Annotated in this window: 22 protein-coding genes; 12 read left to right on the plus strand and 10 right to left on the minus strand. The window is 69.5% G+C overall.

Annotated elements, in window-relative coordinates; translation table 11 throughout:
- A partial coding sequence (locus VG296_RS05370; protein ID WP_325563688.1) for an L-serine ammonia-lyase occupies window positions 1–1,111 on the minus strand: 1,111 nt, incomplete at its 3' end.
- Between the two features lie 116 nt (window positions 1,112–1,227).
- Between VG296_RS05370 and VG296_RS05375 the strand changes: the two genes are divergently transcribed.
- Window positions 1,228–1,470, plus strand: coding sequence for a hypothetical protein (locus VG296_RS05375; protein WP_325563690.1), 243 nt, complete (start codon window positions 1,228–1,230; stop codon window positions 1,468–1,470).
- A gap of 288 nt (window positions 1,471–1,758) precedes the next feature.
- Here VG296_RS05375 and VG296_RS05380 read toward each other — a convergent pair whose 3' ends face one another.
- Genes VG296_RS05380 through VG296_RS05390 form a run of 3 tightly spaced genes read right to left on the minus strand, consistent with a single transcriptional unit; the run spans window position 1,759 to window position 5,240 of the window.
- Complete coding sequence (locus tag VG296_RS05380; RefSeq protein ID WP_325563692.1) at window positions 1,759–2,007, minus strand: alpha/beta hydrolase; 249 nt, start codon at window positions 2,005–2,007, stop codon at window positions 1,759–1,761.
- 29 nt (window positions 2,008–2,036) lie between these two features.
- A complete protein-coding gene (locus VG296_RS05385; protein ID WP_325563694.1) occupies window positions 2,037–4,280 on the minus strand; it encodes an ATP-dependent RecD-like DNA helicase in 2,244 nt (747 codons plus the stop codon).
- Between the two features lie 9 nt (window positions 4,281–4,289).
- The gene (locus tag VG296_RS05390) at window positions 4,290–5,240 is read right to left on the minus strand and encodes a DMT family transporter (protein WP_325563696.1); all 951 of its coding nucleotides are present in this window, start codon (window positions 5,238–5,240) and stop codon (window positions 4,290–4,292) included.
- 870 nt (window positions 5,241–6,110) lie between these two features.
- Between VG296_RS05390 and VG296_RS05395 the strand changes: the two genes are divergently transcribed.
- The 3 genes from VG296_RS05395 to VG296_RS05405 all read left to right on the plus strand — a co-directional run bounded on the left by VG296_RS05395 (window position 6,111) and on the right by VG296_RS05405 (window position 9,374).
- Window positions 6,111–7,433: a carbohydrate ABC transporter substrate-binding protein gene (locus tag VG296_RS05395; RefSeq protein ID WP_325563698.1), complete on the plus strand. Its 1,323-nt coding sequence runs from the start codon at window positions 6,111–6,113 to the stop codon at window positions 7,431–7,433.
- Window positions 7,434–7,518: 85 nt separating this feature from the next.
- A complete protein-coding gene (locus tag VG296_RS05400) occupies window positions 7,519–8,451 on the plus strand; it encodes a sugar ABC transporter permease (RefSeq protein ID WP_325563700.1) in 933 nt (310 codons plus the stop codon).
- A complete protein-coding gene (locus tag VG296_RS05405) occupies window positions 8,448–9,374 on the plus strand; it encodes a carbohydrate ABC transporter permease (RefSeq protein ID WP_325563702.1) in 927 nt (308 codons plus the stop codon). Before VG296_RS05400 ends, VG296_RS05405 begins: the two co-directional genes overlap by 4 nt.
- 35 nt (window positions 9,375–9,409) lie before the next feature.
- Here the strand turns inward: VG296_RS05405 and VG296_RS05410 are convergent, their stop codons facing one another.
- The gene (locus tag VG296_RS05410; protein ID WP_325563704.1) at window positions 9,410–10,225 is read right to left on the minus strand and encodes a DeoR/GlpR family DNA-binding transcription regulator; all 816 of its coding nucleotides are present in this window, start codon (window positions 10,223–10,225) and stop codon (window positions 9,410–9,412) included.
- Between the two features lie 93 nt (window positions 10,226–10,318).
- Between VG296_RS05410 and galT the strand changes: the two genes are divergently transcribed.
- The 5 genes from galT (at window position 10,319) to VG296_RS05435 (ending at window position 14,482) form a co-directional block, all read left to right on the plus strand.
- The gene (gene galT, locus VG296_RS05415) at window positions 10,319–11,377 is read left to right on the plus strand and encodes a galactose-1-phosphate uridylyltransferase (RefSeq protein WP_325563706.1); all 1,059 of its coding nucleotides are present in this window, start codon (window positions 10,319–10,321) and stop codon (window positions 11,375–11,377) included.
- Between the two features lie 71 nt (window positions 11,378–11,448).
- The gene (gene galK / locus VG296_RS05420) at window positions 11,449–12,624 is read left to right on the plus strand and encodes a galactokinase (RefSeq protein WP_325563708.1); all 1,176 of its coding nucleotides are present in this window, start codon (window positions 11,449–11,451) and stop codon (window positions 12,622–12,624) included.
- A gap of 53 nt (window positions 12,625–12,677) precedes the next feature.
- Window positions 12,678–13,241: a YbhB/YbcL family Raf kinase inhibitor-like protein gene (locus VG296_RS05425; protein WP_325563710.1), complete on the plus strand. Its 564-nt coding sequence runs from the start codon at window positions 12,678–12,680 to the stop codon at window positions 13,239–13,241.
- Window positions 13,242–13,322: 81 nt separating this feature from the next.
- Entirely contained in the window at window positions 13,323–14,225 is a 903-nt protein-coding gene (locus VG296_RS05430) for a metal-dependent hydrolase (RefSeq protein WP_325563712.1), read from the plus strand.
- A 68-nt stretch (window positions 14,226–14,293) separates the two neighbouring features.
- Window positions 14,294–14,482, plus strand: a complete 189-nt coding sequence (locus tag VG296_RS05435; RefSeq protein WP_325563714.1) for a DUF6104 family protein — start codon at window positions 14,294–14,296, stop codon at window positions 14,480–14,482.
- Here the strand turns inward: VG296_RS05435 and VG296_RS05440 are convergent.
- From VG296_RS05440 to VG296_RS05455, 4 genes are all read right to left on the minus strand, one after another.
- Entirely contained in the window at window positions 14,450–14,755 is a 306-nt protein-coding gene (locus VG296_RS05440; RefSeq protein WP_325563716.1) for a hypothetical protein, read from the minus strand. The two genes, VG296_RS05435 and VG296_RS05440, sit on opposite strands and share 33 nt — an antisense overlap.
- A gap of 11 nt (window positions 14,756–14,766) precedes the next feature.
- The gene (locus VG296_RS05445; protein ID WP_325563718.1) at window positions 14,767–15,228 is read right to left on the minus strand and encodes an SRPBCC domain-containing protein; all 462 of its coding nucleotides are present in this window, start codon (window positions 15,226–15,228) and stop codon (window positions 14,767–14,769) included.
- A complete protein-coding gene (locus tag VG296_RS05450; RefSeq protein WP_325563720.1) occupies window positions 15,225–15,536 on the minus strand; it encodes a metalloregulator ArsR/SmtB family transcription factor in 312 nt (103 codons plus the stop codon). The genes VG296_RS05445 and VG296_RS05450 overlap by 4 nt, the downstream gene beginning before the upstream one ends.
- Window positions 15,537–15,648: 112 nt before the next feature.
- Window positions 15,649–17,478 carry a peptide-N4-asparagine amidase gene (locus VG296_RS05455; protein ID WP_325563722.1) on the minus strand — a complete coding sequence of 610 codons (1,830 nt, stop codon included), beginning with the start codon at window positions 17,476–17,478 and terminating at the stop codon, window positions 15,649–15,651.
- A 92-nt stretch (window positions 17,479–17,570) separates the two neighbouring features.
- Between VG296_RS05455 and VG296_RS05460 the strand changes: the two genes are divergently transcribed.
- The 3 genes from VG296_RS05460 (at window position 17,571) to VG296_RS05470 (ending at window position 20,030) form a co-directional block, all read left to right on the plus strand.
- A complete protein-coding gene (locus VG296_RS05460) occupies window positions 17,571–18,551 on the plus strand; it encodes a GNAT family N-acetyltransferase (protein ID WP_325563724.1) in 981 nt (326 codons plus the stop codon).
- Between the two features lie 4 nt (window positions 18,552–18,555).
- The gene (locus VG296_RS05465; RefSeq protein ID WP_325563726.1) at window positions 18,556–19,227 is read left to right on the plus strand and encodes an HAD family hydrolase; all 672 of its coding nucleotides are present in this window, start codon (window positions 18,556–18,558) and stop codon (window positions 19,225–19,227) included.
- Between the two features lie 62 nt (window positions 19,228–19,289).
- Entirely contained in the window at window positions 19,290–20,030 is a 741-nt protein-coding gene (locus tag VG296_RS05470; protein ID WP_325563728.1) for a DsbA family oxidoreductase, read from the plus strand.
- Window positions 20,031–20,069: 39 nt separating this feature from the next.
- Here VG296_RS05470 and VG296_RS05475 read toward each other — a convergent pair whose 3' ends face one another.
- The gene (locus tag VG296_RS05475; RefSeq protein WP_325563730.1) at window positions 20,070–20,834 is read right to left on the minus strand and encodes an alpha/beta hydrolase; all 765 of its coding nucleotides are present in this window, start codon (window positions 20,832–20,834) and stop codon (window positions 20,070–20,072) included.
- Window positions 20,835–20,850 lie beyond the last annotated feature (16 nt).

The raw sequence follows: 20,850 nt of genomic DNA on the forward strand, positions 1-20,850 counted from the left end.
CCTGCTCCGGGCTGGCGCCGAGCACCTCGGCGAGCGCGCCGGCGGCCATCGAGCAGGCGGAGCCGACCTCGCCCTGGCAGCCGACCTCGGCGCCGGAGATGCTGGCGTTCTCCTTGTAGAGCATGCCGATCGCGCCCGCGGCGAGCAGGAAGCGGACGACGCCGTCCTCGTCCGCGCCGGGGATGAAGGTCATGTAGTAGTGCGCGACGGCCGGGATGATGCCCGCGGCGCCGTTCGTCGGCGCGGTCACCACCCGGCCGCCCGCCGCGTTCTCCTCGTTCACGGCCATCGCGTAGAGGGTGACCCACTCCATCGCGTTCGCCGGGTTCACGCCCTCCGCGCGCAGCGCCCGCGCCGCCATCGCCGACCGCCGCCGCACCTTCAGGCCGCCGGGCAGGATGCCCTCGCGGGTGAGTCCCCGCTCCACGCACGCGCGCATCACGCGCCAGATCTCCAGCAGCCCGGCCCGCACCTCGTCCTCGGTGCGCCAGGCCTTCTCGTTCTCCAGCATCAGGGCACTGATCGACAGCCCGGTCTCCCCGGTCAGCCGCAGCAGCTCCTCGCCGGTGCGGAACGGGTAGCGCAACCGGGTGTCGTCCGGCACGACCCGGTCCGCGCCGATCGCGTCCTCGTCCACCACGAAGCCGCCGCCGACCGAATAGTAGGTCTTCTCCAGCAGCGGCCGCCCCTCGGCGTCGTAGCCGCACAGCGTCATGCCGTTCGCGTGGTACGGCAGTGCTCTGCGACGGTGCAGGATCAGGTCGTCGGGCTCGTGGAAGTCGATCGGGTGCGCGTCCCCGAGGTCCCGCCCGAGCAGCCGCAGCCGTCCCGTCTCGCGCACCTCGGCGACCGCCGCGTCGGCGCGTTCCACGTCCACCGTCGCGGGCGCCTCCCCGCACAGCCCGAGGATCACCGCCTTCGGCGTCCCGTGCCCGTGCCCCGTCGCCCCCAGCGAGCCGAACAGCTCCGCCCGCACCCGTACCGTCTGGGCCAGCAGCCCCTCCGACTTCAGCCGCCCCGCGAACATCCGCGCCGCCCGCATCGGCCCGACCGTGTGGCTGCTCGACGGCCCTATGCCGATCGAGAACAGGTCGAACACGCTGATCGCCATTGATCACTCCACTGCTGGTCGGGGCCGGGTGCCGGGCAAAGATCCATCGTATCAAGGGGTGGTGCCAGGCCCGAAAACGGCCGCGCGGATGGGAGCGGGAAGCCGCGTCAGTCCACATGTACGGCCGCTTCGAGACGCGTCCTGAGCGCCATCGCGGGACCATCGTCGAAGCGCGAGATCAGGGCAAGGCTCTCCAGTCGCTGGCTGCGCGCCCCCTGGTCGTCGCCTTGATCCTCCAGCACGAGGGCCGGATGTTCGAGCGCGGCCGCCTGCTGCCACGCATCCGCGTTCTGACCGAAAAGCGCGGCTGCGCGCGATGGAAGTTCGCCGCCTCCTCGGGCAGTTCCAGCCGGCGGTAGGCTTCACCGGTTCCTTCGTAGCCCTGCGCCTCGAGGATTCGATCGGCCGCCGTGTTCGCGACGCCGACGCCGAAATGCAAGTGCTCGAGACTCGACTCGAACCGCCCTCGGGCGAGATCGAGCCGTCCGCGCTCTAGGGCGACGATCCCTGCGCGGCGCGCAACAACCACGGCTGCTATCTGCTGCGGCGCGGCGAGCGCGAGGCGGCGCTCGCCGAGCTGGACAACGCGGATCGCAGGCTGCTGACGGGCGTCGGCAAGGAGAATCCCTTCGCCCAGGGCGCGGGTATCAACCTGGCGAGCGCGTATGCCGCGACCGGAGCGCTGGACCGCGCGCTCGACCTGGGCTCGATGTGTAGCCGGGACGGTCGTAGGCGATTAGCCGGATGCCCTGCGGGTAGAGCCGGGCCTGCCGCGGCCACGGACCGCGGCGGCTGCCGGGCGTGCCGTGCAGGAAGTCCACCGGCTTGCCGCACGGATCCCCGAACTGCTCATAGGCGAGCACCCGCGTGTCCCTGGTTATCAGAGTGCTCACCATGGAGTACGGATTCCCGCGCGCGGCAAAGGCTAAAGCTTCCCCGACAGCCGCAGGTCCAGCGCCGTGTGCCGCTTGCCGGAGCCGGGGGTGCGCACGGCCTGGGCCAGGGCCTTCTCGGAGCCGACGAGGACGACGAGCTTCTTGGCGCGGGTGATGCCGGTGTAGATCAGGTTGCGTTGCAGCATCATCCAGGCGCTGGTGGTCACCGGGATGACCACGACGGGGTACTCGGAGCCCTGCGAGCGGTGGACGGTGACGGCGTAGGCGTGCTGGAGCTCGTCGAGTTCGGCGAAGTCGTACGGGATCAGCTCGTCCTCGTCTGTGCGGAGGGTGAGCTTCTGCTCCTCGGGGTCGATGGCCGTGACGATGCCGCCGGTGCCGTTGAAGATGCCGTTCCTGCCCTTGTCGTAGTTGTTCCTGATCTGCGTCACCTTGTCGCCGACGCGGTAGGTGCGGCCGCCGAAGCGTCGCTCGGGTACGCCCTCGCGGTGCGGGGTGAGCTCCTGCTGGAGCAGCAGGTTGAGATTGCCGGCGCCGGCGGGGCCGCGGTGCATCGGGGTCAGGACCTGGATATCGCGGCGCGGGTCGAAGCCGAACCTCTTCGGGATCCGGTGCACGGCGAGGTCCACGACCAGCTGGGCCGCCGGCTCGGCCTCGTCCTGCAGGAAGAGGTGGAAGTCCTCGAATTCGCGCAGCCGCGGCGGCTTGCCGGAGTTGATGCGGTGCGCGTTGACGACGACGCCTGATTCCCGAGCCTGGCGGAAGACCTGCGTCAGCCGGACGCGCGGCACCGGTTCGGAGTCCAGCAGGTCGCGCAGCACCTCGCCCGCGCCGACGCTCGGGAGCTGGTCCACGTCGCCGACGAGCAGCAGGTGGGTGCCCTGGCCGACGGCCTTGGCCAGCTTGTTCGCGAGCAGCACGTCGAGCATCGAGGCCTCGTCGACGACCACGAGGTCGGCGGGCAGCGGACGGTCCTTGTCGTACGCCGCGTCGCCGCCGGGCTTGAGCTCGAGCAGCCGGTGCACGGTCGCGGCCTCGGCGCCGGTCAGCTCGGCGAGCCGCTTTGCGGCCCGGCCGGTGGGCGCGGCGAGCACGACCTTCGCGCCCCTGGCCCGCGCGAGTTCCACGACCGAGCGCACGGTGAAGGACTTGCCGCAGCCCGGTCCGCCGGTGAGCACGGCGACCTTCTCCGTCAGCGCGAGCTTGACCGCCTGCTCCTGCGCGGGCGCCAGCTCGCTGCCCGTGCGCTCGCGCAGCCAGCCGAGCGCCTTGGACCAGTCGACGTTCTGGAACGCGGCGAGATTGTCCTCGCGCGTATTGAGGAGTTCGAGCAGCTGCCGACTGAGCGCCGTCTCCGCGCGATGGAACGGGACGAGGTAGAGCGCCTCCGTGTGCGCGAACTCCCCCGGCAAGATCTCCCGGACAGCGCCCTCGGCCTCGACGAGTTCCTCCAGGCACTTCGCGCACAGCTCCTCGCCGACCTGGAGGATCTTCACCGCCTCGGTGAGCAGCTTCTCCTTGGGCAGGAAGCAGTTGCCCGCATCAGTGGCCTGGGACAGCGCGTACTGCAATCCCGCCTTCACCCGCTCCGGCGAGTCGTGCGGAATCCCGACGGCCACGGCGATCGCGTCGGCGGTCTTGAAGCCGATGCCCCAGACGTCGCTCGCCAGCTTGTACGGTTCCGTCTTCACTATCTCGATCGAGTTGTCCCCGTACTCCTTGTAGATGCGTACGGCGATCGACGTGGTGACGCCGACCGACTGCAGGAAGACCATGACCTCCTTGATGGCCTTCTGCTCCACCCACGCGACGGCGATCAGCTTGGAGCGCTTGGGCCCGAGCGAGGGCACCTCGATCAGCCGGTTGGGGTCGTCCTCGATCACGTTCAAGGTCTCAGTACCGAAATGGCCGACGATCTTCTCCGCGGTCTTCGGCCCGATGCCCTTGATCAGGCCGGAGCCGAGGTAGCGCTGGATGCCCTGGATGGTCGCCGGGAGGACGGTCGTGTAGTTCTCGACCTGGAACTGGCGGCCGTACTGCGGGTGCGAACCCCAGCGCCCGCGCATCCGCAGTGACTCGCCGGGCTGCGCGCCGAACAGCGCGCCGACGACCGTCAGCAGTTCGCCGCCGCGCCCGGTATCCACCCGCGCGATCGTGTAGCCGTTGTCCTCGTTCGCGAACGTGATCCGCTCCAGGACGGCTTCGAGCACGGCGAGCCCGAAGCCGGGGGCGAACTGCTCGTCCCCGGCTTCGGCACTGTTCTTGGCGGTCACGGCACCAATTTAGCCGGAGCGGCGGACACCTTGGTGGAGGCGACGGCCTGGCAGGCTCAGCAGGACCAGCGCCGCGGCGAGCAGGCCGAGTCCGGCCCACGCCGCGGGCGCCAGCCGTTCGTCGTGCGCGAAGACCCCGAGCAGCGTGCCGACCGCGCCCTCCGCGAGCGTCACTGTCGTCGCCGTCGCCGCGGTGGTGTATCTCAGGGCACTGCCGAAAAGCGTGTAGCAGAGGTAGTTGGTGACGCAGCCGTAGAAGAGGACGACGGCCGCGCCGCGCACGCCGATGAGACCGTGAACTCCGTCACTCAGCACGAGCACCGGGACGCACCACACCGCGCACGTGCCGAACATGGCGCCGTACACGTCACCCGACGCGTTGCCCTGGCCGATCAGGCGTGCCGCGACCGAGGAGGCGATCGAGTAGGACAGGCCCGGAATCAGCGCGAAGATCACGCCGACGACGCTCACGGCGTGCGCACCGGCGTCGCCGGTCACCATCAGCACGGTTCCCGCGACGGCGATCGGCGCGCATTGCAGCCAGCGCCGCGTGAGTTGCCGCTTCTCGACGAAGCGCGAGATCAGGCCGGTGAACAGCGGCGCGCTGCCGAGCGTGATCGCGGTGGCGAGGGCGACGCCGAGGCGGTGCACCGCGGGGAAGAACGCGAGCGGGTACGCCAGCAGCCCGAGCGAGCCGATGACCTGCAGCACGCGGTCTCGGCCGCGCGCACGCAGGATCATGACCCTGGCACCGGGCCGGGCGATCAGCATCGACACGCCGGCGACGATCATGCCGCACGCGCCGACGGACTCCGGCGACGCGGCCGCGGGGATGTACGTGGAGACCAGACCGACGCAGCCCCACAGCACGGAGCAGACGAGGATCGGGAGGATGCCGCGCACGAGTTCGGCCTGATGGGCGGGCAGGGCAGGACGGGACAGCTCGACTTCAGCAGTCATGGAAAGGAACCGCACCTTCGAAGGTCAGTGAGTGTCTGGAGACGGGGACTGACTTCTGGGCGCGAAGCGTCGCATCACCGGCGGACGGCGTACTCGCCGTGCCGCTCAGGTGTGGGAAAAGCCGTGGATTCCTCGCGCCCGGTCAGGCGCGGGGCGGCGGCAACTGCCGCGGGCCGGTGCGATGCATGAGGCCGAGTCTAGCCACGCCCGCGGACAAAGGTCAGCTACGTTCCGCGGTGTGGACAGGCCGAAGAGCTTACAGGCTGTAGCGAACAGCGGGATTGGACACGATCCGGAAACATCGGTCCCGAATCGCTGGACGGCCCTTGACGCCCCGTTGCGTCCGGGTGAACTCTGTACGACGGTTCCGGTCAACGTCGACCGGAACCTTTTGTTTCCCACCAGGGCTCGGCGGCCCCGCGAGCCCTGCGCCGCGGTTGCGAGTACCGCGAGCGCCGCGCGCCCGGCCCGGACCGCCGTTCGGCGCCGCCGGGAGCGCCGCGCCGCGGCCTGTGCGGCCTTGTGCGATCCGCACGCCGTCCGATCAGTTCCCAACAGCGCGCTGGCTCATGGACCGTCAGATTATGTTGGATCCCGTCGCCGGAGCGGATCCTGAAACAGCGGCGCCGACCCGTCAAGGTACAGCACTGTTTCAGGTTGCAGTTTGAATAAGAGCGCTTGACAAGGCTGTCATCGCACGGTTGGCTGCCAGAGATCGCTGTTTGTTCACGTTTGAAAATCACTGCAATCGTTCGGACTTGTCGAGGATTCCACACAGGTCCGGGGCCCCCGGGGCACGTTCCACCACCGACCACCACCACGCACGGGCTCCGGGACTCCATCCGCAAAGACGCACCTTGGAGGCAGTTCGTGACCTCGTACCACTCAGCTTCGTCGTCCGCGCACGCGTTCGGCCGCCGCTCTCTGCTCAAGGGCGCACTCGCGGCAGCAGGCGTGGCCGCGCTACCCACCCTGTCGGCATGCTCTTCCTCCTCGAAGTCGGGCGGAGGCGAGGCGAGCGGCGTCGTCTCCTTCGGTTCGAACGCGGCCGTGCCGGAACCGAAGGGTGCCTACCAGACGCTGTTCACCGCGGCGAAGAAGGCCACCGGGCTGACGATCGACGTCAACTGGGTCGACCACAACACCTTCCAGCAGAACATCACCACCTACCTGCAGGGCAACCCGCAGGACGTGTTCAACTGGTTCGCCGGCGAGCGCATGCAGTACTTCGCCTCGCAGGGCCTGGCCAGCAACGTCAACGACGTCTGGACCAAGATCGGCGGCTCGTACACCGACGCGATGAAGGCGCAGTCCAAGGGCGCGGACGGCAACTACTACTTCGTGCCCTTCGACTACTACCCCTGGGCCGTGTTCTACAGCAAGAGCCTGTGGGCCTCGAAGGGCTACACCGAGCCGACCACCTGGGACGAGTACATAGCCCTGGCCAAGAAGATGAAGACGGACGGGCTGATCCCGATCTCCTTCACCGACAAGGACGGCTGGCCCGCCATGGGCACCTTCGACTATCTCAACATGCGCATCAACGGCTACGACTTCCACATCAACCTGATGCGCACCGGTCAGGGCTGGAACTCCTCGCAGGTCGCCGCCGTGTTCGACCAGTGGAAGCAGCTGATCCCGTACTACTCCCCCGGCTTCCTCGGCCTGACCTGGCAGGAGGGCGCGAACCAGATCCTGAACAAGCAGGCCGGGATGATGGTCCTCGGCCTGGACCAGATCGGCACCATCTTCACCGGCGCCAACGCGGACGACCTCGGCTTCTTCGCCTTCCCTGAGATCAACTCCACCTACGGGCAGGACTCGGTGGAGGCGCCGATCGACGGGTTCATGGTCGCCAAGTCGCCGAAGAACTCCGCCGGGGCCACGAAGCTGCTCGAGTACCTCGGCACCGCGACCGCGCAGCAGGTCTGGCTCGGCTCCAACCCGGCGGACATCGCCACCGCCTCCGGCGTGGACACCAGCAAGTACACCAAGCCGCAGACCTCGGCGATCTCGCTGATCAACAGCGCCAAGCACCTGTCGCAGTTCATGGACCGGGACACGCTGCCGAGCTTCGCCGACCCGGTGATGCTCCCGGCGATCCAGAAGTTCCTGTCCAACCCTGGCGACGCCGCCTCGATCCTCGCGAACATCGACGCGCAGGCCAAGACCATCTGGGCGACCAACGGCTGAGTCAGCCGCGATCCGCGGCCGGTGCTCCCCGCGGGGGCACCGGCCGTTCGCCCTGCACCAAGAGAAGTAGAGGACTGATTCCCCCTTGGCTTCGACCACGCTCTCCTCCCCCACCCGCCGCAGGCGCCTGAGGCGCTACACGCTGCGCGACCGGGCCGCGCTGTCCCTGATGGGCGGCGTGCCGCTGCTGCTGTCCCTCGCCTTCGTCTGGCTCCCGGCGCTCGCCACCGTCGCCCTGTCCTTCTTCAACTGGACCGGCATCGGCGGCTTCTCCGACATGAAGCCGGCCGGGGTCAACAACTACCGGATCATCTTCACGATCTATCCGGAGTTCCCGCCGGCCATCGAGCACAACCTGCTCTGGCTCGCCGTGTTCTTCGTGCTCCCGGCGCCCTTCGGCCTGTTCCTCGCCCACCAGCTCAACAAGAAGCTGCGCGGCTCCCGGATCTACCAGTCGATCCTGTTCCTGCCGGTCGTGCTCTCCCTCGCGCTCGTCGGGTTCATGACCGAGCTCGTCTTCTCCCCGACGCAGGGCCTGGTGAACAACCTGACCGGGCACGCCGGGCAGAACAACCTGATCGACTGGCTCGGCGACCCGAGCCTCAACATCTGGGCCGTGCTGATCATGGCCTGCTGGCGGCAGACCGGCTACGTCATGATCCTCTTCCTCGCCGGGCTCAAGTCCGTCGACCCCTCCCTCCAGGAGGCCGCGTCGCTGGACGGCGCGAACGAATGGCAGACGTTCCGGCACGTGGTCTGGCCCGCACTGCGCGCGATCAACATCGTCGTGGTCGTCGTCACCGTCATCGAGTCGCTGCGCGCCTTCGACATCGTCTACATCATCAATCAGGGCACGAACGGTCTCGAACTGCTCTCCACGCTGATCACCGCGAACATCATCGGCGAGACCAGCCGGATCGGCTTCGGCTCCGCGCTCGCCACGATCCTGCTGGTGATCTCGCTCGCCTTCGTGCTGCCGTACGTGTACATCACCTTCCGGAAGGACACCCGGTCATGACCGCCGCGACGTTCACCGGAAACGAGACCACGGCCGAGACGCCGGCGGCACGCCGCAACCGGCGGCGCCGCTTCAGCCTCGCGCGGGCGATCCTGCACACCTTCCTGATCGCCACGTGCATCGTGTTCATCGCGCCCGTGCTCTACGCGCTCTACACCTCGCTACGCCCGTACGCGGACACCGCCAAACACGGCTACGTCTCCATCGGCGGCCACTACAACTTCACCAACTTCTCGAACGCCTGGAGCGAGGCGGACCTGCCGCTCTACTTCAAGAACTCCGCGATCATCACGATCCCGGCGCTCCTGATCACGCTCTGGCTGGCGAGCATGGCGGCGTTCGTCCTCGCGCGGCACAGCTTCAAGTTCAACCTGCTGATGCTGATGATCTTCACCGCGGGCAACCTGCTGCCGCAGCAGGCGATCATCACGCCGCTGTACAAGCTCTACATCACCATTCCGCTGCCGTCGTTCCTGTCGGACTCCGGCCACCTCGACGACTCGTTCTTCGGCCTGATCCTGATCCACGTCGCGTTCCAGACCGGCTTCTGCGTGTTCGTGCTCTCCAACTTCATGCGCACGGTTCCGAACGAGATCACCGAGGCGGCCCGCGTGGACGGCGCCTCGGAGTGGCGGCAGTACTGGCAGGTCGTGCTGCCGCTGTGCCGCCCGGCCCTCGCCGCGCTGGCCACGCTCGAGTTCACCTGGATCTACAACGACTTCTTCTGGGCGACGGTGCTCATGCAGACCGGATCCAACCGCCCGATCACGGCGGCGCTGAACAACCTCACCGGTCAGTTCTTCACCGACAACAACCTGATCTCGGCGGCCTCGATGATCGTGGCCGTGCCGACGCTGGTGGTCTTCTTCGCCCTGCAGAAGCAGTTCGTCTCCGGGCTCACGCTCGGCGCGAACAAGGGCTGACCGCGGAGCGCGTGCGCGGAGGTCTGATCCGCGGGTCAGACCTCTGCCAGCATCAGGTCGCCGACCAGCTCGGCGGCGGTCTCCCTGGCGTCCTCGGACAGTCCCGGGTCGGTGATCCACAGGTCCACGTCGGACAGCCGGGCGAAGCCGGCCAGGCCGGTCAGCCCCCACTTCGTGTGGTCGGCCACCGCGATCACCCGGCGGGCCGAGGCCACCAGCGCGCGGTTCGTCTCGGCCTCGGCGAGGTTCGGCGTGGACAGGCCGGCCTCCGGGGAGATCCCGTGGCTGCCGAGGAACACGGCGTCGAAGTGCAGGCTGCGGATCGCCGCGTCCGCCACCGGGCCGACCAGCGCGTCCGAGGGGGTGCGCACGCCGCCGGTGAGCACGACCGTGGGGCCGGGGCCGCCGTTCGGGTTGGCCGCCGCGTAGAAGCGCTCGGCGATCCGGATGCTGTTGGTGACCACCGTCAGCCCGGGCACCGCGGTGAGCCGGCCGGCCAGCGCGTACGTCGTGGTGCCCGCCGACAGCGCGATCGCGCTGCCCGGGACGACCAGCACCGCGGCGGCCTGGGCGATCGCCTCCTTGAGGGCGGTGTCCCGGTCCTGCTTCGCCTCGAAGCCGGGCTCGTAGGCGCTCGACTCGCCGACGGCCACCGCCCCGCCGTGCACCTTCTCCAGCTGCCCGGCCCTGGCCAGCGCGTCCAGGTCGCGCCGGATCGTCATGTCCGAGACCCGGAACCGGTCGACCAGTTCCGTCACCCGCACCCCGCCGCGCTCGCGCACCTCGCGCACGATGGCGGCCCGGCGTTGCCCGGCCAGTAGGCCGCGTTCGCTGCTGTCAGTCTGCGTCACACCACCATGCTATCCCTTGTGCGTTTACGTTTGACTATGTTTAAATACGAGGCGTAGACGGTGTCCGGCTGCAAGAAGTGAAGAGGCGCGGTAGTGAAGAAGACCGTGATCACCCTGGCCGACGGCCGGGAGCTGTTCTATTACGACTCCGGCGACGGCGAGGCGCGCGGGCAGTACGCCGACCGGCGGCCGCTCGAGCCCATGCACCGCGCCGCGGAGACCCGCCACGACGAGGCACAGGGCGAATGGATCGCCATCGCCGCGCAGCGGCAGAACCGGACCTACAAGCCGCCGGCCGACCAGTGCCCGCTGTGCCCGACCGTGGGCGACCGGCTGACCGAGATCCCGGCGCCGAGCTACGAGGTGGCCGTCTTCGAGAACCGCTTCCCCTCGCTCGGCGGACCGGACGGCGGGCGCTGCGAGGTCGTGTGTTTCACGTCCGAACACGACAAGTCCTTCGCCGGCCTGAGCGAGGCGCGGGCGGCGCTGGTGCTCGAGGCGTGGACCGACCGGACCGCGGACCTGCTGGGCCGGCCGGACGTGCGCCAGGTCTACGTCTTCGAGAACCGCGGCGAGGAGATCGGCGTCACCCTCGCGCATCCGCACGGCCAGATCTACGCGTTCCCCTACGTCGCGCCCAAGATGGACCGCGCGATCACGCAGGCGGCCGCGTACCGCGAGCGCACCGGCCGCAACCTGTTCGAGGACATCGTCGAACGCGAATCCGCCGGCGAGCGGGTGATCGAGGAGAACGAGCACTGGATCGCCTTCACCCCGTACGCCGCGCGCTGGCCGTATGAGGCGCACCTGTACCCGAAACGGCGCACTTCGGACTTCACCGCGCTGGACGACGCGCAGCGCGCCGCGTTCCCCCCGATCTACCTCAGCCTACTGCGACGATTCGACGGCCTGTTCCCGGCGCCGGAGGGCCGGCCGGCCAACCGCACCCCGTACATCTCGGCCTGGCACCAGGCGCCGAAGCGGGCTCCGGGCGCGACGACGGAAGCCGCGCTGCACGCCGAGATTTTCACGGTCCGCCGGGCGCCCGGGAAGCTGAAGTACCTGGCTGGAGCGGAATCCGGGATGGGCGCCTTCGCGAGCGACACCACCCCCGAACAAGCGGCGCTTGCACTCCGTAGCGCGGGACGGTGAATACTGTGCCAAGTAGGCGCGCGTTGACCGTGGCTACGCAAGGCGGAGCGGAAGAAGGAGCAACCGACAGTATGTCGATCGCCGCACAGGAGGCCGCAGAGGCTGCCAGGAAGATGTTCGAGGCCGTCTACGGCGCGGTGCCGACCGGGATTTTCGCGGCTCCGGGCCGGGTGAACGTGATCGGCGAGCACACCGACTACAACGAGGGCTTCGTGCTCCCGATGGCCATCGACCGGTACACCGCGGTGGCCGCCGCACCGCGGCTCGACGGCCTGCTGCGGATGGTCTCCGGGCAGGGCGAGACCGGCGTCCTCGAGATTCCCGTCGCGTCGCTGATCCCCGGTGAGCGCACCGGCTGGGCGGACTATCCGGCGGGCGTGGCCTGGGCGATGATCGGCGCGGGCGCGCTCCCGGCCGACTTCAAGGGCGCCGACCTGGCGTTCTCCTCGCGCGTCCCGGTCGGCTCCGGTCTCTCCTCGTCGGCGGCCCTCGAATGCTCCACCGGCCTCGCCCTGGCGGCGCTCTCCGGCAAGCCGATCTCGCCCGCCGAACTCGCCCGGCTTTCGCAGTACGCGGAGAACGCGTACGCGCACGTGCCCTGCGGCCCGCTGGACCAGCTCTCCTCGGCGTTCGGCGCGGCGGACGCGGTGCTGCACATCGACACGCGCACGTTCGACATCGCGATACACCCCTTCGCGCTCGGCGAGGCCGGCCTCGCACTGCTGGTGATGAACACGAAGGTGCAGCACCAGCACGGCGAGAGCGGCTACGCGGACCGTCGCGCGGCCTGCGAGCGCGCGGCCCGGCTGATGGGCGTTCCGGCGCTGCGCGACCTGAGCTTCGCAGACCTCGAACGTGCCGCGACGGTGCTGGACGAGGCGGACCTGCGCCGGGTCCGGCACGTGGTGACCGAGAACGACCGGGTCAACCGCTTCGTCAGCCTGCTGCAGCTCGGCCCGCTGGAGGGCCCGCGGCTGAACTCGGCGGGCGAACTGCTGACCGCCTCGCACATCTCGCTGCGCGACGACTTCGAGGTCTCCTGCGCGGAGCTCGACATCGTGGTGGACGCGGCGCTGCGCGGCGGCGCGCACGGCGCCCGGATGACCGGCGGCGGCTTCGGCGGCTGCGCGATCGCCCTGGTGTCCACGGAGCGGCTCGAGCGGGTCGCGGAGACGGTCTCCGAGGCGCTGCCGCAGGCCGAGCTGTTCACGGTCGTCGCGGACCGCGGCGCCTACCAAGTGGCGTAGCGTCAGGCGCGGGGCTCTGCGTGAAAACTCGTTCGTGCTGATTAACTACTGGCATGAGCGAATCGCGTAGAGCTCCGTTTCCGTTCAACCCCTATGACAACCTGCCCGAGCTGCCGACGTTCACGGTGACGAGCACCGACGTCTCGGACGGCGTGACCGTGCCGCCGCCGGTCAGCTCGAAGGCCTTCGGCGTGCCCGGCGGCGAGGACCTGTCCCCGCAGCTGTCCTGGTCCGGGTTCCCCGCCGAGACCAAGTCCTTCGCGGTCACCTGCTACGACCCGGACGCGCCGACCGGCTCCGGCTTCTGGCACTGGGCCGTCGCCGACGTGCCGGTGAACGTGACCGAACTGCCGACCGGCGCGGGCACCCCGGGCGCCGAGTCGCTGCCCAAGGGCGCGCTCACCCTGGCGAACAGCGCGGGCTTCGCCGGCTTCGTCGGCAGCGCCCCGCCCGCGGGCCACGGTCCGCACCGCTACTTCTTCGTGGTGCACGCGGTGGACGTGGAGAGCCTCGGCCTCGACGCGTCGACCCGGCCGGAGGTGCTCGGCTTCAACCTGTTCTTCCACTCGCTGGCCCGGGCGTTCGTGGTGCCGATCTTCGATGTCGCAGTGGGCTGAGACGCCGACTTCTCGCGCGGGTCTCCGGCGAATCCCGGGGACCCGCCCCCGATCTCATCCCCGGCGTGCGAGACTGAGGGCATGTTGCAGCACGACACGACCCTGGTGACGTTCCCGAGCGGTGCGACCGAGGGCGCGTCGGCGGTACGAGCGCTCGTGCCGCTCGGGGCGCGCGACGCCGTCGGCGTCCTCGGGCTGATCGTGGACACCACGCCCTTCCACCCGGTCGACCACACCTGGCCCGACCAGCCAGGCGACAGTGGAACCGTGCTGGTGGACGGCGTGGTCTACCCCGTCGTCGACGCCGTGACCGGTGCCATCGGCCCGGACGGCCAGTTCGCGCTCGGCGAGGAGATCCCGGTCAAGCGCGGCGACGAGGCGTGGACCTGGCAGGTCGTGCACCTGCTTGAGGCCGTCCCGCAGCCGGAGGCGCTGCTCGGCGCCAACGCCCAGCTCCGCGTGGACGCCGACCGCAGGCGGGCCCTGTCGGCCGCGCACACCGGCTGCCACGTCATGGCGCTGGCCCTCAACGAGGCGCTGGCCGAGCGCTGGCGCAAGCCCCCCGGCCGCGAGGACTCCTTCGGCCGCCCCGACTTCGACGCCATCGCGATGGAGTCGTCGCGGATGGACGAGCACGCCAGCACGGACCGGTACCGGATCGGCAAATCCCTGCGCAAGAAGGGCTTCGACCCCGACGGCCTCGCCGAGCAGCTGCCCGAACTGGCCGACCGCGTCAACACCCGCCTCGCCGAGTGGATCGCCGCCGACGCCCGCGTCCGCATCGAGATCTTCGGCGGCGAGAAGACCGCCCGCCTCACCGCCCGCCGTGAATGGGTCTGTGAGCTCCCCGAGGGCACCGCCTCCATCTTCTGCGGCGGCACCCACGTGAGCCGCCTGGGCGAGCTGGACGCCCTGCAGTGCACGCTGTCGCTCTCCGAGGACGCATCCGAGCTAGTCGTCGTGACGGTGCCCAAACTGCTGTAGTCAGCCGCTGCAGCCGGCCGCCGTAGTCCGTGATCCGCCGCCCGATGCACGCGAGATAAGATCCGCGCATGTACTTCACCGACCGGGGCATCGAGGAACTCGCTCAGCGACGCGGCGAGGAACAGGTCACGCTCGAATGGCTCGCCGAGCAGCTGCGCACCTTCGTCGACCTGAACCCCGACTTCGAAACCCCCGTCGAGCGCCTGGCAACCTGGCTCGCCCGCCTAGACGACGAGGACGAGGACCCGGACGAGTAGTTCGCGTCGCAGACGGGCTGTGTTGAAGTTCAGCAGGTCCGGCGGACGATCACCATTGCGCACGACGTTATCAATCACGATCACGCTTCCGCCCGCACCGGCGATCTGGCACGGCATCGCCGGCAGCTTGCCCTGGTTCGGGGCCACCTCCGCTCTCGGCATCGTGGTCCGGTGGCCGGATTCGCGGGCGGCGGTGAGCGCCTGGTCCTCGCTGAAGAGCGCGTCGGCGAAGTAGACGTCGACGTCGCGCCAGGCGTCTTCGGATTCGTACATCCCAGGCCGAATCAGCCTTCTTCGGTTAGGACGGTCTCGAGCCGTGCCAGGAGGAGCGGCCAGCCCTCGCCCATGCCGTGGTACGCGTGCTTGGCGAGCGGGGAGTCGAGGTCGAAGCCGGCGTGCTCCAGGAAGAGGCGGGTGCCCTTGCCCTCGGGTTCGAGCCGCCACGTGATGACGGTGTCGAGCGTGCCCTCGGCGAAGCGGTAGGCGAGCAGCCGCTCCGGCTCGACGGTGGTCACCTCGCAGGGCTGGAGGCCCCATTCCCGCATGTCGAGGGTGAAGCGGTGGCCGACGAGCGGCTTGATGTCGCTCTTCGTGAACCAGCGGGCGAGGCGCTCCGGCTCGGTCAGCGCGGCCCACACCTTGGCGGGCGGGTGCGGCAGGAAGCGGTCGCAGCGGATGACGGCCGGCTTCCCGGCGTCCACGGCCTTCTCGGGATTCTCGGCCTTCCCGGGATTCTCGGCGGTCATGGGGTCTCCTCGTCCAGCAGTTCGGACAGCGCACGCAGGCGCTGGTTCCAGTACCGCTCGAAGGGGTGCAGCCAGTCGTCCACCTCGGCGAGCGGCGCCGCTTCCAGGTGGTAGAACCGGTGCCGTCCGCGCGGCTCCTCGCGTACCAGGCCCGCGCTCCGCAGCACCGCGAGGTGCTCGGAGACGGCCGGCCGGCCGAGTTCGAACATCCCGGCCAGGTCGCCCGTGGAGCGCGGGCCCGCACGCAGGCCCTCGAGCAGTCGGCGGCGCACCGGATTGGCCAGCGCGCCGAACACGTCGGTCGACATGACTTCAAGATACGTCGGAGATTCCCGACGCGTCAATCTTTCCCGACGCGTCAATCTTTCCCGACGCATCGAGCTTTACCGACGCGTCGACCTTTCACGCGCTCCCGCCGCGCTATCCCCAGCACCCCGGCCGGGTGTCCGAGGTCACCTGGCCGTGGTCGGCCTCGATGACGTGGTGGTAGCACGGTTCCGTGATGCCCTGACTCTCGTAGTCCTCCGAATCCTGGCCGTCGGCCTGGATGCTGGCGCCGGAGTCGTCGCGCTGGAGGACGCCGCTCGCCTTGACCTGGTCGGCGATGGAGCCGGTGGTCAGCCACGCGCCGCCGCCGTTTCCTTCGGCGACGCCGACGGCCGTGGTGCTGAAGCGGGCCTGGCTGACCTGGGCGGTGAGCAGGAAGCCGGAGCCTGTCCCGTCGGGCACGTAGCTCGCGTTCATGGTGATCGGGTAGCTCCACGTCGCCTTGGTCGACAGCCCGTTGGTGGTCACGATGCCGTAGCCCTGGTCCTTCTGCGTGACCGTCTGGTTCTCGCCGCTCTGCCAGATCTTGTCAGCGTTCTGGTACGTCGCGTGCTGGCTGACGGTCGTCGTGACCCGGCCGCGGCTGGTGTCGACGTAGCCTGACACGCGCCAATCGCGGCTCGCGTCGGCGGTGATCAGGTTCGTGCCGGCGGCCGGGCTGGTGATGCTCGTCGTGAGCGACGGAGCGGCGGCGATGGTGTCCGCGGTGACGGCGCCGCCGGTGTGGGCCGTGTGCGCGTCGGTGGTGAGGAACATCGTCGCGTCGACCATCCACACGTCACTGATGTCGGCGGGCGGAACGATCGTGACCGTGTGCTGCTTTCCGTCCGAGAGCAGCCCGGCGAAGGGGGTCAGGTTCATCGTGTACGGCTCGGTGCGCAGCGAGTCGACGCTCATGATCGGCCGCCACATCAGAGGATTGATCCCGCCGCTGTAGATCACGGGATACACCTGCGCGATCCCGGCGAGCTTGCCGTCGACCTCCACGCCCACCTCGCGGTACGTGCCGCCGCTGCAGTAGCCGTTGGCGATGTCGGCCGCGTCGTTGTCCGGGACGTTGCTGTACCAGAACTCCTCGCAGCCGTTGCCGCGCGCGTAGACCTCGACGCTGGCGCTGGTCAGGTTCGTCGGGAACGTCTCGGTGAGGCTCGCGCTCTGGCCCTTCGTCAGGTCCCACCAGTCCGAGGCGCCGTTGCTGTCGGTGTTGCTGAGCGGCAGCACCTCGTTCGCCGTGTGCGCGGCCGGGTGCGTGCGGTCGGCCACGTAGTACGTGATCTTCAGCGTGATGTGATACACGCCAGTGTATGTACTGTTGACTACATTGCCTAGGCTGACGTCGATCGGCTGCGTCTTCTCCAGCAGCGGGATGTACTTGCTGAGGTCCTCGTCGACGTGCCAGGAGATGCCCGCGGCGTCCGGCTCCGGCGTGCTGGTGCGGAAGACCTCGGCGCCGCCGATCCAGACCCCGGCGAGGCGGTCGTACTGCACGCCCGCGACGCTGCCGGACCAGTCGAGCACGACCTTGTTCCACGGCCCGGAGCAGTCGCTCGGCGGGGTGAGCGTGCCGATGTAGTCGCCGGTCGAGTAGGAGTTCGCGAAGTCGTACTGCATCGCGGTGACCGTGCAGCTTCGGGTGTCCGGGCGGGAGACCGGTTCGAACGCGGTGACCGGGTTCTGATACCCGTTCTCGACAAAGTCGGCGGAGGTACCGGAGCCGCTCCGCGCAGTGATGGTGGCGGCGTGCCGGGCGGCCCCTCCGTGCGAGGTGCTGGACGACGACGCAGAGGACGACGCTGTGCTGGACGACGCCGCGGACGACGCGGCGGCGGGCCCGGCGGTCAGCGCGAATCCGGCCACGAGTGCGGCGGCGAGGGCTGTGCCGCGCAAGGATCTCTTGCGCGATATCAACGTGGTGGTGGGCATGAGGAACAACCTCGCCCAATCGGCCGCACGCGTAAACCCCCTGAAGGCAAAATCGGATGCACGTCGCGGCTCCCGCACGTAGCATGCCCGGCATGGATCCTGTCTGGCGCACACTGACCAGGGACGACGCGCCCGCGCTCGCCGAGCTCAACGCGGCGGCGGACGCCGTGGACCAGTTGGACGAGGCCTACGGAGCCGAGGACTTCGCAGAGGAGTTCGACAGCCCCGCGGTGGACGCGCAGGACGGCGCCTACGGCGCCTTCATCGACGGACGCCTCGTCGCCGCCGGGATCGTCTACGCGCGCACGGCGGCCGATCCGGTACATAGGATGTTCTTCTGGGGCAAGGTGCTCCCCGAACTGCGCCGACGCGGACTCGGCACGGCGGTCGTCGAATGGGCGTTGGGCGCGGCGGCACGGATCACCGAGCGACGCTTCCCGGGTGCTCGGTGCGAACTGCATGCGGGCGTGCACGACACGCTGACGGGCGGCGTCGCGCTGTTCAAGGCGTGCGGGTTCACGGCGAAGCGCTACGAGTTCCTGATGGAGCTGGACCTTGCCGGCCGAGAGTCCGGAAAGACGCAGGTCCCGGACGGCTTCACGCTCATCAACTACGAGGACGCGCTGGCCGAGGAGTTCCGCGATACGCACAACATCGCCTTCGTTCCCGACCATCCGGGCTCTACCATCCAGACCGTCGAATCCTGGCCGCACGTCATGGGAACCGGGACCGCGAGCTTCCAGGGAGAGCTGACCTTCGGGCTGCGCGACGCGGAATCCGGCACCCTCGCCGGCTACATCTTCTGCCGCTGCTACGAGGCGAATACCGCCGCGACCGGCCGCCGCGACCTGTACATCAACTACATCGGCACCCGCCGCGAACACCGCGGACGCGGCATTGCCAGCACCCTGATCAACCTGGCCGCCGAGGGCGCGGCCGCCAGGGGCTTCGATTCCGCGTCGCTGGGCGTCTACGGGGACAATCCGAGCGGCGCGCTCGGCGTCTACCAGCGCGCGGGATTCACCGTGCGGCACCGGATGACCATCTTCATGCGCGAGGCGTCCGTAGGATGAGCGCATGAGTTTCGCCTTCTTCGACCTCGACGACACTCTGGTGGACACCCGAACCGCGCTGCACGCGTGGGCACTCGACTTCGTCGCCGAGTACGGAATCGGTGACGGGAACGACGAGCTGGCCGCGGCCCACGTCGTGACCCGCCGGGCGCGCGAGGTCGACACCTGGCTGGAGTTCGCCGAGAAGGCCCGCGAGTGGTACGGGATCGCCACCCCGGTAGCAGAGCTCTTCGACGAGTTCGCCGAGTCGTACGCACGGAAGTTCACCCTCTCTCCGACCGTGGCCGCCGGGCTGACGCGGCTGCGCGACGCGGGCTGGCTGCTCGGCATCGTCACCAACGGCATGACGCGCGTGCAGCACGGCAAGATCGACCACGTCTGCCTGCGCGACTACGTGGACGCGGTGATCGACTCCCAGTCGGCCGGGTACCGCAAACCGGATCGGCGGATCTTCGAGCTCGCGGCGGGCAAGCTCGGCGTCGAACTGGGGCCGGACGGCTGGATGGTCGGCGACATGCTCTCCAAGGACGTCGAGGGCGGGATCGCCGCGGGTCTGCGCACGATCTGGCTGCCGTACGACGTCGTCCGCGGCCCTGCGGACCCGCGGCCGGAGTTCGCCGCCGCGTCCATCGACGAGGCGATCGCCCTCGTCGAGCGCGCGGGCGGCCCGGAATAATCCCCGGCCGCGCACCGCTGACCTCAGTGAATGAACTTCTAGAGGTCGGTGGGAGCCGGAATATGCAAGTCGAGATCTGGAGCGATGTGGCCTGTCCGTGGTGCTACATCGGGAAGGCCCGCTTCGAGCAGGGGCTCGCCGAGTTCGAGCACAAGGACGAGGTGGAGGTCGTCTTCCGCTCCTTCGAGCTCGACCCGCAGCGGCCCGAGGGCGAGACTGCGCAGGTCATCCCGATGCTCGCGCAGAAGTACGGCATGTCCGAGAGCCAGGCGCGGCAGGCGGAGCAGCGGGTCGCGGACAATGCGCGGTCCGAGGGCCTCGACTACATCGCGGAGGGTCGCGACAGCGGCAGCACCTTCGCCATCCACCGGCTGCTGCACTTCGCCAAGACCAAGGGCGCGCAGAACGAGCTGATCGACCTCACCTTCAAGGCGAACTTCGCGGACGAGCGCTCCGTGTTCGGCCGCGGTCGCGTGCTGGAACTGGCCGTCGAGGCGGGCCTGGACAAGGACGAGGCGGCCGCGGTCTACGACGACCCGCAGGCGTACGCGGCCGATGTGCGGCAGGACGAGCGGGAGGCCGAGGAACTCGGCGCGACAGGCGTGCCCTTCTTCGTGCTCGACCGGCGCTTCGGCGTGTCCGGCGGGCAGCCCGCCGACCTGTTCAGGCAGGCGCTGGAGGAGGCGTGGCGCACGCGTCCGCAGCCGCTGAAGCTGCCGACCGTGCCGGGGCTCGGTCCGGACGACATCGGCACCAGCGGCGAGATCTGCGGCCCGGACGGCTGCGCGGTCCCGCAGCGGTAGCCTGCGAAATCAACGCGGCGAAGGCGGACGCGACGACGGTCAGCGCATCAGCCGCGAGCCGAGGTAGTCGACCGACTCCTTGAGCAGGCCGGGGACGTCCGGGTAACCCTCGAAGCAGTGGCCGGCGCCGGGTACGACGTGCAGCGTCGAGTCCGCGCCGACATCGAGCAGCCGCCCGTGCAGCCGCAGGCTCTGCGAGATCGGCACCTCCTCGTCCGCGTCGCCGTGCACGAGGAGGACGGGCGGGGCCCCCTCGCGCACGTGCGTCATCGGGCTGGCGGCGCCCGCGAGCTCGCGCGCGTCCTTCATCAGCACGCCGTAGAGCGCCGACTGCCGCTCCAGGTCCGCGGGATCCGTGGGTAGGAACTCCGCGAGGTCCGTCACCGGATACCACGCGACCACGGCCTTCACCTGCGGAATCGTCAACCCGGCCAGCAGCGCGTGCAGGCCGCCCGCCGACTCGCCCCAGACCCCGAGCCGATCCGGGTCGTAGCCGTAGCGCGGCGCCCGCTGGACCAGGAACCGCACCGCGGCACGCACGTCGGCCGCCTGGTCCGCGGGACGCGCGGCGGGCGCGAGCCGGTAGTCGATCGAGGCGCAGGCCAGCCCGGCGGCGGTCAGCGCGCCGAAGATCGAGCCGGGCGAGAGCGTGCCCGGCAGCCCGACCCGGTCCCCGCTGTGGAACCCGCCGCCGTGGATCCAGATGACGAGCGGGGGCCGGGTCACGCCGTCCGGCGTATAGAGGTCCAACAGAGTCGGCTCGAAGCCGGGGACCGCGGAGTATTCGAGGCCACGTCGGATCACCTCAGCTATTTTACTC

It is taken from the genome of Actinospica sp. (assembly GCF_035552695.1).
Taxonomy (GTDB): domain Bacteria; phylum Actinomycetota; class Actinomycetes; order Streptomycetales; family Catenulisporaceae; genus Actinospica.

Excerpts from the sequence above, each read along its gene's own strand:
- VG296_RS05375 (WP_325563690.1), top strand. The coding sequence starts at position 1,228 with ATGTACGGCCGCTTCGAGACGCGTCCTGAGCGCCATCGCGGGACCATC.
- VG296_RS05380 (WP_325563692.1), bottom strand. The coding sequence starts at position 2,007 with ATGGTGAGCACTCTGATAACCAGGGACACGCGGGTGCTCGCCTATGAG.
- VG296_RS05390 (WP_325563696.1), bottom strand. The coding sequence starts at position 5,240 with ATGACTGCTGAAGTCGAGCTGTCCCGTCCTGCCCTGCCCGCCCATCAG.
- VG296_RS05405 (WP_325563702.1), top strand. The coding sequence starts at position 8,448 with ATGACCGCCGCGACGTTCACCGGAAACGAGACCACGGCCGAGACGCCG.
- galK (WP_325563708.1), top strand. The coding sequence starts at position 11,449 with ATGTCGATCGCCGCACAGGAGGCCGCAGAGGCTGCCAGGAAGATGTTC.
- VG296_RS05425 (WP_325563710.1), top strand. The coding sequence starts at position 12,678 with ATGAGCGAATCGCGTAGAGCTCCGTTTCCGTTCAACCCCTATGACAAC.
- VG296_RS05430 (WP_325563712.1), top strand. The coding sequence starts at position 13,323 with ATGTTGCAGCACGACACGACCCTGGTGACGTTCCCGAGCGGTGCGACC.
- VG296_RS05435 (WP_325563714.1), top strand. The coding sequence starts at position 14,294 with ATGTACTTCACCGACCGGGGCATCGAGGAACTCGCTCAGCGACGCGGC.
- VG296_RS05440 (WP_325563716.1), bottom strand. The coding sequence starts at position 14,755 with ATGTACGAATCCGAAGACGCCTGGCGCGACGTCGACGTCTACTTCGCC.
- VG296_RS05445 (WP_325563718.1), bottom strand. The coding sequence starts at position 15,228 with ATGACCGCCGAGAATCCCGGGAAGGCCGAGAATCCCGAGAAGGCCGTG.
- VG296_RS05450 (WP_325563720.1), bottom strand. The coding sequence starts at position 15,536 with ATGTCGACCGACGTGTTCGGCGCGCTGGCCAATCCGGTGCGCCGCCGA.
- VG296_RS05455 (WP_325563722.1), bottom strand. The coding sequence starts at position 17,478 with ATGCCCACCACCACGTTGATATCGCGCAAGAGATCCTTGCGCGGCACA.
- VG296_RS05460 (WP_325563724.1), top strand. The coding sequence starts at position 17,571 with ATGGATCCTGTCTGGCGCACACTGACCAGGGACGACGCGCCCGCGCTC.
- VG296_RS05465 (WP_325563726.1), top strand. The coding sequence starts at position 18,556 with ATGAGTTTCGCCTTCTTCGACCTCGACGACACTCTGGTGGACACCCGA.
- VG296_RS05470 (WP_325563728.1), top strand. The coding sequence starts at position 19,290 with ATGCAAGTCGAGATCTGGAGCGATGTGGCCTGTCCGTGGTGCTACATC.